Consider the following 13,832-nt stretch of genomic DNA (forward strand, 5'->3'; position numbering starts at 1 on the left):
GCGTAGGTGATCGGGGACCGGTGCTGTGTCGGAACCTGTTCGTGCAGTACCATGGTGCGATAGCTACAAGCATGTAACCAATCACGTCTGTGTATTAAAGGATGGAGAACGCGTGTCTGAGATTTCGCGTGAAGAGGTCGCGCACCTGGCTAAGCTGTCGCGCCTTGCGCTAAGCGACGAAGAGCTGGAGCAGTTTGCGACGCAGATCGACAAGATTGTCGATTCCGTGTCTGCCGTGGGCAAGGTCGACGCCGAGGGCGTCGAGCCGATGTCCCACCCGCACTCCGTGGTCGCTCCGATGCGTGAGGACGTCATCGTGCGCACCCTGACCGCCGAGCAGGCCTTGGATCAGGCTCCGGCTGCCGAGGATGATCGTTTCGTAGTACCGCAGATTTTGGGTGGAGGAGAAGAATAATGTCGACTTTCATTGCACCTAAAGAAGGAATTTTAAGCCTTTCCGCTGCGGAGCTGGCGGATAAGATCCATTCCCGTGAGCTGACCTCCCGCGAGGTGACGCAGGCATTCTTGGATCGCATCGCGGAGACCAACGACGAGCTCAACGCATTCCTCTACGTCGGTGCGGAGCAGGCACTGGCTACTGCCGACGCCGTCGATAAGGCGCTCGATGCGGGCGAAAAGCCGGCCTCCGGACTGGCTGGCGTCCCTCTAGCTCTGAAGGACCTACTGGTTACTACCGACGCCCCGACTACCGCAGCTTCCAAGATGCTGGAAGGCTGGATGTCTCCTTATGACGCAACCTTGGTCACCAAGCTGCGTGAGGCGGGCATCCCGATTCTGGGCAAGACCAACTTGGACGAGTTTGCAATGGGTTCCTCCAATGAGAACTCCGCGTATGGCCCGGCACATAACCCGTACGACACCGAGCGCACCCCGGGTGGCTCCGGTGGCGGTACTGCTGCGGCTCTTGCGGCAGGCCAGGCGCCGTTGGGCATCGGTACCGATACTGGCGGATCGATCCGTCAGCCGGCAGCTCTGACCAATACCGTCGGCGTGAAGCCGACCTACGGCACGGTTTCTCGTTATGGCCTCATCGCTGCTGCTTCTTCTCTGGATCAGGCTGGCCCCACCGCCCGCACGGTTCTGGATACCGCGCTGCTGCATGAGGTTATCGCTGGCCACGACGCATTCGACGCAACCTCCGTGGATAAGCCGGTCGCGCCGGTCGTGGAGGCTGCGCGCGAAGGAGCAAAGGGCGATCTTACTGGCGTCAAGGTCGGCCTCATTAAGCAATTTGAGCGCGACGGCTGGCAGCCGGGCGTCATGGAGGCTTACCACGCAGCGGTAGAGCAGCTTAAAGAACAGGGCGCGGAGATTGTCGAGGTGGACTGCCCGCACTTTGATGATGCGCTGGCCGCTTACTACCTGATTATGCCGTGTGAGGTTTCCTCTAACCTGGCGCGCTTCGACGGCATGCGCTATGGCCTGCGCGAGGGCGACGATGGATCGCACTCCGCAGAAGAGGTTATGTCCTTGTCCCGTGCGGCGGGTTTTGGTCCTGAGGTCAAGCGCCGCATCATGCTGGGCACCTATGCGTTGTCCGTGGGCTACTACGATGCGTACTACCTGCAGGCACAGCGCGTGCGTACGCTGATTGCGCAGGACTTTGAGAAGGCCTTCGAGAAGGTCGATGTCTTGGTTTCCCCGACCACCCCGACCACCGCATTCAAGCTGGGCGAGAAGGTTGAGGATCCGATGGCCATGTACAACTTCGACCTGTGCACGCTGCCATTGAACCTCGCGGGTGTGTGCGGCATGTCCGTGCCCGCCGGCATGGCATCTGATACCAACCTGCCGACGGGCCTGCAGATCATGGCCCCGGCCTTCGCAGATGACCGCCTGTACAAGGTCGGCGCTGCCTACGAAGCTGGCCGTAAGTAGCTAGCTTTTACTTCGCGTCTGAGAGGACGTAGGAAGCACCCGCGGAGGCCGCTGTTACGCTCAGCACGGCGGGCCACGCGCCAATCTTCTTGGCCAGCGGGTGCGAGGCGCCAAATGCGCCTACATAGAGAGCGGACAGGGCAGCGGTGGTAGCTGGGTTGGTCTTTTCCAACCAGCTGCGGCCGGCCCAGATTCCCGCTGCACCGAGGATGACGCCGCCCAACGGGCGAATGCCGGTCTCCTTGGCGCTGAGCCAGCCACCGATGAGGCCAAAGGTCACGGTGGTGGCGGTGGATACTTGCTGAGGTTTCTTGATATCGATCATTGCCATGACGGCCAGTTTAGGCCCGTGTCCGTGGCTGTCGCTAGACTTCGCAGTCATGAATGTGCCCACTTTTGAAGCTGAAGGATTGCCACCAGAGCGGCAGGCGTGGCGGGCGATGTTCGCCTTGTCGCTGGGCTTTTTCGTGTCATTGCTCGATCAGTCAATGATCGCAGTTGCTTTGCCCAGCATCCAGAAAGGGCTAGGTGCCTCTATCAACGAGGTGCTGTGGGTCTCGGCTATTTATTTGTTGGGCGTGGTCGTTCCATTGCTGTGCACGGGCCGCCTGGGAGACATCTTCGGGCAAAAGCGAATGTTCCAACTGGGCGTGAGTGTATTCGGTTTGGGTGCGCTGGCCTGTGCTTTAGCGCCCAATATTTCGGCTCTGATTGCCGCCCGTGCGGTGCAGGGTGTGGGCGCCTCGTTGCAGATGCCGCAGTCGATGGCTGTCATCAATCGCGTCTTTGCCCGCGAGCGGCGGGGACGTGCGCTTGGCGTGTGGGGAGTTATTGGTTCGGTCGCTTCACTTTTGGGACCTTTGCTGGGCGGATTCCTTGTTGGTGGCTTTGGCTGGCCGGCAGTGTTTTGGGCGCACGTTCCTTTCGTGGTTGCGGCAGTGGTGCTTTCGGCCATGTGGGTTCCGGCGCTTAAGACCACAGCGCGCAAGGTCGACGGCGTTTCGGTGGCGGTGTCCTTTATTGCTTTGAGCGCCCTCGTGTTCGGCATTCAGCAAGGCCCTGAGACTGGCTGGGATGGCTGGATTTGGGCACTGTTGGCTGTAGGACTCGCAGGTCTGGGAGCCTTTGTGTGGCTGCAATCTCGAGCTGGCAGCGAGGCTTTGGTGCCGCTGCGGCTTTTCGACGACCGCAATTACTCCGCGGGCAGCTTCGCAATCGTTGCCATGGGGTTTATGGCCGCGTCGATGATGCTGCCCATCATGTTGTGGCTGCAGCAAGACAAGGGGGTTGGGGCGGCAACTGCAGGAGTCATCGTGGCGCCGATGGCCGTGGTGTCTTTACTGATTTCACCGGTGGCTGGAATCTTGGCGGATCGCCTGGACCCGCGGCGGTTGGCGATTACCGGTTTCGTGATTATGACGGCGTCGTTTAGCGCGGCGCTCGTGGTGATTAACCTAGATTTCGGCGCGTGGTGGATGTGTGCGCCGATTGCTGTGCTGGGCTGCGGGCAATCCTTCATCTGGGGCTCGAATGCAGCGACCACTATGCGCGACGTACCGCCGGATCTAATGGGGGCTGCTTCGGGCGTGTACAACACCTCGCGCCAGGTGGGCTCGGTCCTCGGCGTCGCGGCAGTCTCGGCCGCACTTCAGGTGGCGGGTATTTCTGCTGCACTTTTCGTCATCATAGCGGTGCTTGTAGTCGGTGGGCTGGCTTCCTTAAGCTTTCGGGACACCCTGCACGGTGCGAGCGAAATTATGAGCGGGTAAGTTGGAACTCATGCGCCTTGCTGTACTTACCTCCGGCGGCGATTGCCCCGGCCTGAATGCTGTTATCCGCGCGGTTGTTCGCACCGCTTCCAACGAATTCGGTTCCACAGTCGTGGGCTACGAAGACGGTTGGGTAGGCCTGATGGAAGATCGCCGGCGAGATCTTTATGACGACGCCGAAATCGATCGCATCCTGTTGCGTGGCGGAACCATTCTGGGTACTGGCCGTCTGCACCCCGATAAGTTCAAGGCTGGTCTGGATACCATCAAGGCAAATATGGAAGACGCTGGCGTTGACGCGCTCATTGCCATCGGTGGCGAGGGCACGCTAAAGGGCGCGAAGTGGCTGTCCGACAATGGAATTCCGGTCATTGGTGTACCAAAAACTATTGACAACGACGTTAACGCCACCGACTACACCTTCGGTTTCGATACGGCAGTTTCCGTCGCGACCGATGCAATTGACCGTCTGCACACCACCGCAGAGTCGCATGACCGCATCCTCATCGTGGAGGTCATGGGCCGTCACGTGGGCTGGATTGCACTGCACGCGGGCATGGCCGGCGGCGCGCACTATACGGTCATTCCCGAGGTGCCTTTCGATATCGCCGACATCACCAAGGCGATGGAACGCCGTTTCCAGATGGGCGAGAAGTACGGAATCATCTGTGTGGCTGAGGGGGCGTTGCCGAAGGAAGGCACCATGGACTTTGAAGAGGGCGGAGTTGATCAGTTCGGTCACCAGACCTTCAACGGTATTGGCCAGGTTATCGGTGACGAGATTAAGAAGCGCACCGGCTACGACGTGCGTACCACGGTGCTAGGGCACATCCAGCGTGGCGGTACGCCGACTGCTTATGACCGTGTGCTTGCAACGCGCTACGGAGTCCATGCCGCTCGCGCCGCTCACGATGGCAAGTCGGGCATGTGCGTGGCTCTGCATGGCGAGAGCATCGACCTGGTTCCGCTGGAAGAAGCCGTGGGCAAGCTGAAGGTTGTTCCGCCGAAGCGTTATGCCAACGCCCAAGCGTTGTTTGGCTAGATAGGACGCATATAAAAAATGTCACCTCGCCTGTGAGGTGACATTTTTCGTTTTGCCTAGAAATGGATGCGAAGGGCGGGCACGTCGGCGTCGACAATCCACGGCTCCGCAGTGATGCGAATCGGGGGTTCGCCCTCCGCGAAGGCCATGGTGTCGCCATCCTTTAAGGTCGCGCCTTGTTGGGCGTAGTCAGCAATGTTGGCAAGCATGGAGTACAGCTCGTCGGGGCTGCCCTGGAAGTCGCGGATCTGGAGTTCTGGGTGGCCGAGCATGGGCATGCCCAAAGTGTAGGCCTGAAGGCCGTTGTCGTCCTGTGCCACCCAAGTGGACGCGAGGTAGTGCGCGGGCAGCTTATCGGCCACAGCTTCAACGTAGTTTTCCGTGCTCTCGGCCACGCGGCCCACGGAGTTAAGGACCGCAATTGCGCCGGGAGTCTGGGCAATTGCCGACGTCGCAAGGCCTAACGTGACCAGCTGGTGCAGACGGGCCTCGCGGGTGTTCTTGATGAGTTCGAGGCGCTCGTTAGAGGGGAAGACGTTGATAAGGACCATGCACGCGATGTCCTCCCAGCCTGCAGGATCGCCGGACAGAATTGGGTGCTGATGGAAGGATGGATCACCTTCAAGGTCTGCTCGAGTTGCTGCGGCCGGAGTAAACGCGAGGGCATACTCGTCGTTGATTTCTACGACCATGGACTTCTCCGATTTCTCCAGCGGTCCGAGGTTCTTGCCGAAGGCTTGTGTAATCATGGACTTCATCGCTTCGGTATCGGGCGCGCTGTCGAAGAACACGAGGGAGGTGGCCAGAGACGTGACGAGGCCATAGTCAACAGCGTGTGGGGTTCCTTGTGGGGAAGCGGTGGTCATTGAGGGCTCCTTAGCTGTTTGTGGCTTGCTTTCGCTGTAGTTTCGCTTTAGTTATGCGGTGGTTTCGGGCGCACGCCGCGTAACCGTATCGGCCATCATAGGGGAATGCATGCGCGTTCGTGGCTTCATACTAAGATGGCACCCATGACTGCTGCGATTTATGACCTGATGGACTACGACGAGGTCCTAGAGAAGTTCGAACCAGTAATGGGTATGGAAGTTCACGTCGAGCTCAATACCCAAACCAAGATGTTTTCCACATCGCCGACGAACTTCAACGCAGCGCCGAACTCGAACGTCGACCCAGTGTCCTTGGGCCTGCCAGGCGCACTGCCGGTAGTCAACTCTGCCGGCGTCGAGGGCGCAATCAAGATTGGTCTTGCGCTCAACTGCAAGATCGCTGAGTCTTCTCGGTTCGCGCGCAAAAACTACTTCTACCCAGACCAGCCGAAGAACTACCAGATCTCTCAGTACGACGAGCCGATCGCGTACGACGGTTACCTGGATGTCGTTCTGGAGGATGGCACCGAGTGGCGCGTTGAGATCGAGCGAGCACACATGGAGGAAGACACCGGCAAGCTGACTCACATCGGTGGCGCTACCGGCCGTATCCATGGTGCGACGAGCTCCCTGGTGGACTGTAACCGCGCCGGCATCCCGCTCATCGAGATCGTTACTAAGCCGATCATCGGCGCTGGCGAGCGCGCTCCTGAGGTTGCCAAGGCTTATGTTTCCGCTTTGCGCGAGCTGGTTGCAGCCCTCGGTGTTTCTGATGCTCGCATGGACCAGGGCTCTATGCGCGTTGACTCCAACCTCTCCCTGCGCCCGGTGGGCCAGGAGGAGTTTGGTACCCGTACCGAGACCAAGAATATTAACTCCCTGAAGTCCGTGGAGCAGGCAGTGCGCTTCGAAATGCAGCGCCAGGCCCAGGTCATCACCGATGGCGGCGAGATCGTCCAGGAGACCCGCCACTACCAGGAGGCGGATGGTTCTACCTCCAAGGGACGTCCAAAGGAGACCGCTGAGGATTACCGCTACTTCAACGACCCGGATCTGCCGCCGGTTATCGTTTCCCGCGAGTGGGTGGAAGAGATCCGCAAGACCTTGCCGGAGATGCCATGGATCCGCCGCGCTCGCATCCAGGAAGAGTGGGGCTTGAAGGATGAAGAAATGCGTGACCTCGTCAATGCTGGCGCGCTTGATCTCATCGTCGCTACCGCTGAAGCTGGCGCGAAGCCGGATGAGGCACGTTCCTGGTGGGTTTCTTACCTGGCGGGTAAGGCGAACGAGGCCGGCGTGGAGCTTAGCGCTCTCGATATCAGCCCGGAGCAGGTCGCGCGCGTTATCGCATTGATTAACGAGGGCAAGCTGACCAACAAGTTGGCGCGCCAGGCGGTCGACGGCGTCTTGGCGGGCGAGGGTGACGTTGACGAGGTCGTCGCTAAGCGCGGGCTCGAGGTTGTGCGTGACGACGGCGCGATTGAAGCTGCTGTTGACGAGGCTCTTGCCGCTAACCCGGACATCGTGGAGAAGTACAAGGCTGGCAACACGAAGGTCACCGGCGCCATCGTGGGTGCCGTCATGAAGGCCACCCGCGGCAAGGCAGACCCAGCGCAGGTTAACAAGCTGATTGCGGAGAAACTGCAGGGTTAATTGAGTTTTGGGAGCCATTTTCATTAGGCGCCGGTAATGAAAACAGGCGTAGGGTGGTTCTCATGCCAATTAAGACTAAAGCACTTCAGAAGACCTCTCCCGATGCACCATTCAAGGTCGTGGAAATCGAGCGCCGCGACCCGCGCGAGGATGATGTAGTTATCGACATCAAGGCCGCGGGTATCTGCCACTCTGATATCCACACCATTCGTAATGAGTGGGGAGAGGCTCATTTCCCGCTGACCGTCGGTCACGAGATCGCCGGAGTTGTCTCCGCGGTGGGCGAGAACGTCACCCAGTTCAAGGTTGGTGACCGCGTCGGCGTCGGCTGCCTCGTCAACTCCTGCGGAGAGTGCGAGCAGTGCCAGGCCGCTATGGAGCAGAACTGCTTGAACGGCAACGTTGGCACCTATAACTCTAAAGACGTCGACGGGACCATCACGCAGGGTGGCTACGCGCAAAAGGTCGTTGTTAACGAGAATTTTGTTCTGCGCATTCCAGACGGACTCGACTTCGACGTTGCCGCACCGCTGCTGTGCGCAGGCATCACCACCTACTCACCCCTAGCGCGTTGGAACGTCCAGGAGGGGGATAAAGTAGCCATCGTCGGTCTCGGCGGCCTGGGCCACATGGGCGTCCAGATTGCTGCGGCAAAGGGCGCAGACGTCACCGTGCTCTCCCGTACCTCACGCAAGGCGGAGGAAGCGAAGAAGCTTGGCGCACACCGCACGCTCGCAACCTCTGAGGAAGAGGACTTCTTCAAGAACCACCGTGGTGAGTTCGATTTCATCCTCTCCACGATTTCGGCGCAGTACGATCTTGAGGGCTACCTTGGGCTGCTGAAGCCACGCGGCATTATGTCCGTGGTTGGCCTGCCTCCGGAGGCAATGTCGCTGAAGCTCAGCCGAATTGTTGGCGGCGGTAAGGTCCTCACGGGCAACAATATCGGCGGCATCGCCGAGACTCAGGAGATGCTCGACTTCTGTGCGGAGCATGGTTTGGGTGCAGTCATCGAGAAGGTGGACGTAGACGAGGTTGACGCAGCTTACGATCGCGTGGTCGAAGGTGACGTCAAGTTCCGATTTGTAATTGATACCGAATCGTTTAATAACTAAATACTTCTCGGGTTTCCACAGGTCCGGGCGCTTTTCTATCGAGCCTAGTTTTCAGGTTTTAAAGGATTGGCGCTCGGGCGTTTGTGATTTGCGGGCTAGGCTTGCGTACTCTTGATCGAGGCTATCGTTTATTAAATCGTCTAATAAGTAAGGCAATCAGACACACGTGTCTACCAAAAATATTCTGTCCATTTCTTTGTCCTTCGTGGGACTGCTCGTCGGTGCCGGCTTTGCAACCGGCCAGGAAGTCGTGCAGTACTTCACGTCCTTTGGCCTATCTGGCGTGTGGGGAATCATCGTTGCTGGCATCGTAATGACGCTGGCCGGCACAGTCTTCCTGCAGTTGGGTAGCTACTTCCATGCCTCAGAGCACAACCAGGTATTCCGTGAGGTCACCCACCCAATCGTTTCCAAGTGCCTCGATGTGGCCGTTATCTTGACCTTGTTTGCGGTCGGCTTCGTGATGTTGGCAGGCGCAGGTTCCAACCTAGAGCAGCAGTTCGGCTGGTCGGCTTGGGTGGGCTCACTGCTCATGCTCGTCATGGTCATGGGTGTGGGCATGCTCGACGTCAACAAGGTCTCGCAGGTCATCGGTATGCTCACGCCAACCATCATCATCGCGGTTTTGGGCGTTGGCATCTACACGTTGATGAACATGCCCGCTGATCCGGGTGCCGCTATCGCAGCTTCTGCTGAGATCGAGTCTCCGATCTCCAACTGGTTGGTTTCAGCGCTCAACTACAACGGCCTAGCTCTGATTCTCGCGGTGTCCATGTCCCTGGTTATCGGTGGCGATAACATCAGCCCGCGCGAAGCAGGCTGGGGCGGCGTTGTCGGCGGCTCTCTCTATGCGGTCCTGATGGGAATCGCAGGCTTTACGCTGCTGATGAACACCGATATGCTCGGTGACTCTGACATTCCGATGCTGACCTTGGTTGACTCCATCCACCCAGTACTGGGCGTCATCATGGCAATTATCATCTACCTGATGATCTTCAATACCGCTATCGGCATGTTCTACGCGCTGGGCAAGCGTCTGTCCGCTGGCCATGAAGACCGTTACCGTCCGATCTTCCTGGCGGGCTGCCTGGCAGGCTTTGCGGTTTCTTTCGCCGGCTTCAAGACTCTGATGCAGTACGTTTACCCGGTTCTGGGTTACATTGGCTTCATTCTGGTGGTCATCTTGGCCGTTGCGTGGCTGCGTTCCCTTGGCCAGATCCGGGATGAGGGCATGCGCCGCGAGCGCATCCGTGCCCTGATGCACCTGAAGCTGCACCCAGATAAGGAATACGACGCTGCTCGTTACGATGACGAAATCGGCCAACACATCGTTGACTCCAACATGGAGGACGAGACACTGTACGAGGATCTGGCGACCGAAGTTGCAGAGAGTCTAGACGGTGACGAGGAGGTCGACTTCGATAAGGGCGAGTGGGAAGAAAACCGCAACGAAGCGACCTACTACACCGAGCGCGATGCAGTCGAGACTGACCGCTCTGAAGAAGAAATCAAGGCGTGGATTGAGGAAACCGGCGCTACCGGTGACCCAGAAGAGGACGAGGAGCTTCCTGCCGAATTTGGCGAGGCCAAGCCCTTCACGCCAAACAGCAAGTAAAAATACTCGCTAATGAAGAAGTAGCTTCGCTGTCAGAACCATCATCACGCAACCGATAGCGAAGTTCACATAACGCCATGTGGTGGGCTTTGCAAGCACAGGCGAAAGCTTGAATGCTCCATAGCCCAGGGTGGGGAACCACACGGCACTGGCCAGCAGCGCGCCGGCGGCAAAAAGCCAGCGCTGCTGGCCATATTGCTGTGCAATGCCGCCAAGCATGACCAATACGTCAACGTATGTCAGGGGGTTGAGCCAGGTCAGTGCCATCGCTCCCATAACGGGCTTTAGCCAGGTGCGTGACTTAAGGCGGGGCGCGGTTATGACGGCAGTAGAGCCGTGGACTGACTGTGGCTGCACCGTGGGCTGAGTGTTTTCGACGACGAGTGCCTCTTGTTCCTTCTTGAAGGCATCGCGGAAGCAGCTAAAGCCAAAGTAAAGCAGGTAGGCCGCACCTAGGTACTTCATGATGACTAGGCCGGTAGGGAACTTTTCCACGAGGACGCCCATGCCGCCGACACCGGCATTGATCAGGATGACGTCGCTAAGCAAGCAGGCGAGGATGATGGCGCTAATGTGATCGCGTTTAACACCCATCTTGATGATGTACGCATTTTGGGGGCCAATGGCGATGATCAGAGATAGACCGAGAAGGAAGCCTGCGAGCAGAATTGACATGAGATTTAGTGTGCCTGAGCAGTGTTCTGAAGTCTAGTTAATGATTCTAAAGCTGATTTAGAATAGCTTCATGAACCCGGTGCATTTGGAAACTTTGCTGGTGATTTTAGAAGAGGGCAGCTTTGAAGTTGCGGCCGCAGTGTTGGGAATCACTCCTTCGGCGGTTAGTCAGCGCATCAAGGCGCTTGAGCAGAAGACGGGCCGTATTCTTCTGCATCGCTCCACGCCTGTTACGGCAACCGAGGCGGGGGAGATTTTGCTGCAGTCGGCCCGGCGCATGGCGTTGTTGCAGGCGGAGACAGACGCCCGTCTGCAGGCCCGGCTAGCTCGCGTGCCGCTTACCGTAGCGGTCAATTCTGATTCCTTGGCCACGTGGTTCAAGCAGGTGGTGCGCGACGTCGCCAAGCGCGGCGAGGTGGCGCTGCGCATCCGCATTGAAGATGAAGCGCGCAGCCTGGCCATGCTGCATCGCGGCGACGTGCTGGGTGCGATCACCCGCGAGCATGCGCCGGTCTCCGGCTGCGAGTCGACCTACTTGGGTTCGCTGCGTTATTTCGCGGTGGCGGCCCCGAACCTGGCTGAAGGGTTTGAGTCATGGGAGACAATGCCGCTGGTGGGTTATGGCCCCAATGATCAGATTTTGGACGATGCGATGCGGGAGCGATTTATTGATTCGCATGTCATCCGCGCGCGGGTCTCACAGATTCCTTCTTCCGAGGGCTATCTCGACGCTGTGCGTTACGGCTTGGGGTGGGGCCTAGTCAGTGAGCTGCAGGCGCGGCCGCTTATCGACGCCGGGGAGCTAAAGGTCTTGGATGATAAGCCGATGGACATCGATCTCTACTGGCAGCGCTGGCGCCTGGAGTCAGAGATGCTCGAGCATCTCACCGAGACAGTGATTGCTGCCTCTAGTGTTTTGCGGCAAGTTGGCGCTGGAAGGGCTCAGGATTCTTAATCTCCTCGCCAGCAGGGAGTGGTCCTGGAAGCTGGGTGCCTGCAGCAAAAGGCTGACCGCTAAATCGCCCGCGGTCATGTGGCTGCATGAGCCAGTCCATATTGGGGCCAACCGGGACAATCTTGGTGGGGTTGATCTCGGTGTGGACCATGAAATAGTGCTGCTTGATCTCAGTGAAGTCGGTGGTATCACCGAAGCCCGGAAGCTGGAAGAGCTCCTGCAGGTAGCCGCGGATGTTGGGCATTTCCGCCATCTTGGCCCGCGAGCACTTGAAATGGGAGTAGTAGACGGGATCAAATCGGATCAGCGTGACGAAAAGGCGGATATCGGTCTCGGTGATGTGGTCACCGACCATGTAACGCTGGGTGCCCAAGCGCTTTTCAACCCAATCGAGCGCCTCCCAGAGGTCTGCGTATGCCTTTTCGTAGGCATCCTGGGAGCTGGCGAAACCGCAACGGTACACGCCGTTGTTGATGTTGTGGAAGATATAGTCGTTTAGCTCTTCAATTTCGGCAGCGTGCTCGTCAGGGTAAAGATTCGGCGCACTGGCGCGCTGGAATGGCATCCACTCCTTGATGAAGTCGCGCACCATGGAAGAATAGTCATTGGTGACTACGCGCTTCGTTGACTCTTCGACGAGCGCAGGGACCGTGATTCCACGTGGGTAGTCGGGGTAGCGGTTGAAGTATGCCTCCTGAAGGCGCGCGATGCCGAGGACCGGATCTACTTCGCCCGGATCAAGGTCGAAGGTCCAGGAGCGGATGTCATGGGTGGGGCCGGCCAGGCCTAGGGAGATGGCATCCTCGAGCCCCATGAGGCGACGGGTAATGACGGCGCGGTGTGCCCATGGGCAGGCGCGAGCGGCAATCAGGCGGTATCGTCCGGACTCTAGTGGCCAGTGGAAGGTGCCGTTATCTTGGGCGGTCACCTCGCTAACCCGGCCGGAGATCCTGTCTTCGATGTAGTTGGTATCGCGGATAAATTCGCCGTCGGGTGAGGCATTTTTAGCGTCGCCGGCCCAGTCGGGGTTTGAATTGGTGCTCATTTCGGGTGGCCCTCCAGTGGTCTGCGTAGTTTTGTATACGTGTCAACAAAGTTTATTTCTCGATGGTACATCCTTTAAATGGAAGTGGCCAAGACGGCAATAAAAATCTATGGCTAGCCCGCGCCGCGCCGTGTGATGTGCAACATTTGCGCTGGGTGCTGCCCTAAGTTTGAAGTATGAGCGATAAGAACGTACCCGATAAAGCAACGAGCTTCGACGACGATCTCGATATCCCGACCTATAACGCCGACGCGAAAGCTGAAGAAAAGCCCACCCGGTCCCGCTTGTTTAAGCGTGCCGGCCGCGCCGAGCCGCAGGAAATTAAGCCGAACGCGCAGACTGAGCCAGAGGCGCCCCTTGGGGAGGAAGAGGCTGAGGAAGAGGCTACTGAAACCCGGCAGTTTGAGACGCTGCGTGCGGAGGAGCCAAAGACGGAGAAGGTGGAGAAGGCAGAAGAGATGCCGGCGCCTGCCTACGATGACGAGGACTTTGCTACCACTGCGATGCCGGCTAGCGCGGCTGATCTCGATGAGGATGAAGAAGCGGTCGGTGAGGCTGCGGTCGAGACCAACGAAGATGAGCAGGTGCGCCGTGATGGCTACCGCGAGTATGGGCGCCGCGGAACCATTGACTTTGGTCTGCTCTTCGTGCGTATCGCGCTGAGCGCTTACCTGCTTATCGCCGGTGCAACCACCTTCTTCAAGCTCGGTGGTGGCGAGGGGCTTTCCGGTCTGGAAACGGACTTTGCTGATTACGCTTTCGCATCCCCGCTGGCTATCGCGGTTCCGACGATGCAGCTTATCGCTGGCGCCTTCTTGCTGCTCGGACTAGTGACTCCTTTCGCGGCAATGATTGGCCTCGTTGTTACCGGCTTTATGGCACTGCACGAGCTGGCTGCCTCCGGCGCTGGCCTGGATATCTTCAACTGGCCGGATTCCGTCTGGTTGTCGCTGGTGCTGTTCGTTATTGCGGTGGCACTGCAGTTTACCGGCCCGGGCTTTATCTCCTTCGATGCAAAGCGTTCTTGGGCGCGTCGCCCACTGGCTACCTCGTGGATCTTCGTGGTCATCGGTATCGCCGTGCTGGTAGCGCTGTGGTGGTTCGGCGCCGCTGTTAATCCACTGGCCTAAATCGCTCTTTAGTTTAGGAATCCGCTGGCTCGCATTGGGCTGGCGGATTTTTTAGATCCCCTTGATTT

13 protein-coding genes are annotated in these 13,832 nt (G+C 58.5%); 9 read left to right on the plus strand and 4 right to left on the minus strand.

What is annotated here, in order from left to right; all coding sequences use genetic code 11:
• Positions 1–112 precede the first annotated feature (112 nt).
• Together gatC and gatA are read left to right on the plus strand one after the other, a co-directional pair.
• On the plus strand, positions 113–415 hold the full coding sequence (gene gatC, locus HMPREF2935_RS09495; RefSeq protein WP_061922076.1) for an Asp-tRNA(Asn)/Glu-tRNA(Gln) amidotransferase subunit GatC: 303 nt from the start codon (positions 113–115) through the stop codon (positions 413–415).
• Positions 415–1,899, plus strand: a complete 1,485-nt coding sequence (gene gatA / locus HMPREF2935_RS09500) for an Asp-tRNA(Asn)/Glu-tRNA(Gln) amidotransferase subunit GatA (RefSeq protein ID WP_070732934.1) — start codon at positions 415–417, stop codon at positions 1,897–1,899. Before gatC ends, gatA begins: the two co-directional genes overlap by 1 nt.
• Before the next feature lie 7 nt (positions 1,900–1,906).
• On the opposite strand, the gene HMPREF2935_RS09505 is transcribed toward gatA, so the two are convergent.
• Positions 1,907–2,230: a hypothetical protein gene (locus HMPREF2935_RS09505; RefSeq protein WP_062038997.1), complete on the minus strand. Its 324-nt coding sequence runs from the start codon at positions 2,228–2,230 to the stop codon at positions 1,907–1,909.
• A gap of 49 nt (positions 2,231–2,279) precedes the next feature.
• On the opposite strand from HMPREF2935_RS09505, the gene HMPREF2935_RS09510 reads away from it, so the two are divergent.
• Both HMPREF2935_RS09510 and HMPREF2935_RS09515 read left to right on the plus strand, forming a co-directional pair.
• The gene (locus HMPREF2935_RS09510) at positions 2,280–3,668 is read left to right on the plus strand and encodes a DHA2 family efflux MFS transporter permease subunit (protein WP_070732936.1); all 1,389 of its coding nucleotides are present in this window, start codon (positions 2,280–2,282) and stop codon (positions 3,666–3,668) included.
• 10 nt (positions 3,669–3,678) lie between these two features.
• On the plus strand, positions 3,679–4,710 hold the full coding sequence (locus tag HMPREF2935_RS09515; RefSeq protein ID WP_061922085.1) for an ATP-dependent 6-phosphofructokinase: 1,032 nt from the start codon (positions 3,679–3,681) through the stop codon (positions 4,708–4,710).
• Positions 4,711–4,766: 56 nt separating this feature from the next.
• On the opposite strand, the gene HMPREF2935_RS09520 is transcribed toward HMPREF2935_RS09515, so the two are convergent.
• Positions 4,767–5,576: a DUF4261 domain-containing protein gene (locus HMPREF2935_RS09520; RefSeq protein WP_061922088.1), complete on the minus strand. Its 810-nt coding sequence runs from the start codon at positions 5,574–5,576 to the stop codon at positions 4,767–4,769.
• A gap of 144 nt (positions 5,577–5,720) precedes the next feature.
• On the opposite strand from HMPREF2935_RS09520, the gene gatB reads away from it, so the two are divergent.
• The 3 genes from gatB to HMPREF2935_RS09535 all read left to right on the plus strand — a co-directional run bounded on the left by gatB (position 5,721) and on the right by HMPREF2935_RS09535 (position 9,959).
• The gene (gene gatB, locus HMPREF2935_RS09525) at positions 5,721–7,229 is read left to right on the plus strand and encodes an Asp-tRNA(Asn)/Glu-tRNA(Gln) amidotransferase subunit GatB (protein WP_061922090.1); all 1,509 of its coding nucleotides are present in this window, start codon (positions 5,721–5,723) and stop codon (positions 7,227–7,229) included.
• A 62-nt stretch (positions 7,230–7,291) separates the two neighbouring features.
• A complete protein-coding gene (locus HMPREF2935_RS09530; RefSeq protein WP_070456147.1) occupies positions 7,292–8,344 on the plus strand; it encodes an NAD(P)-dependent alcohol dehydrogenase in 1,053 nt (350 codons plus the stop codon).
• Between the two features lie 166 nt (positions 8,345–8,510).
• A complete protein-coding gene (locus tag HMPREF2935_RS09535) occupies positions 8,511–9,959 on the plus strand; it encodes a YkvI family membrane protein (RefSeq protein WP_070732939.1) in 1,449 nt (482 codons plus the stop codon).
• Positions 9,960–9,968: 9 nt separating this feature from the next.
• On the opposite strand, the gene HMPREF2935_RS09540 is transcribed toward HMPREF2935_RS09535, so the two are convergent.
• Entirely contained in the window at positions 9,969–10,634 is a 666-nt protein-coding gene (locus HMPREF2935_RS09540; RefSeq protein WP_070456143.1) for a LysE/ArgO family amino acid transporter, read from the minus strand.
• 70 nt (positions 10,635–10,704) lie between these two features.
• On the opposite strand from HMPREF2935_RS09540, the gene HMPREF2935_RS09545 reads away from it, so the two are divergent.
• Complete coding sequence (locus tag HMPREF2935_RS09545) at positions 10,705–11,589, plus strand: LysR family transcriptional regulator ArgP (RefSeq protein WP_061922099.1); 885 nt, start codon at positions 10,705–10,707, stop codon at positions 11,587–11,589.
• On the opposite strand, the gene HMPREF2935_RS09550 is transcribed toward HMPREF2935_RS09545, so the two are convergent.
• Positions 11,543–12,634 (minus strand): glutathione S-transferase family protein, encoded by a 1,092-nt coding sequence (locus HMPREF2935_RS09550; protein ID WP_070732941.1) that lies wholly within the window; start codon positions 12,632–12,634, stop codon positions 11,543–11,545. The two genes, HMPREF2935_RS09545 and HMPREF2935_RS09550, sit on opposite strands and share 47 nt — an antisense overlap.
• 176 nt (positions 12,635–12,810) lie before the next feature.
• On the opposite strand from HMPREF2935_RS09550, the gene HMPREF2935_RS09555 reads away from it, so the two are divergent.
• Positions 12,811–13,764, plus strand: a complete 954-nt coding sequence (locus HMPREF2935_RS09555) for a DoxX family protein (protein WP_062041052.1) — start codon at positions 12,811–12,813, stop codon at positions 13,762–13,764.
• Positions 13,765–13,832: the final 68 nt, after the last annotated feature.

The sequence above is a fragment of the Corynebacterium sp. HMSC076D02 genome (assembly GCF_001813815.1).
Lineage (GTDB): Bacteria > Actinomycetota > Actinomycetes > Mycobacteriales > Mycobacteriaceae > Corynebacterium > Corynebacterium simulans.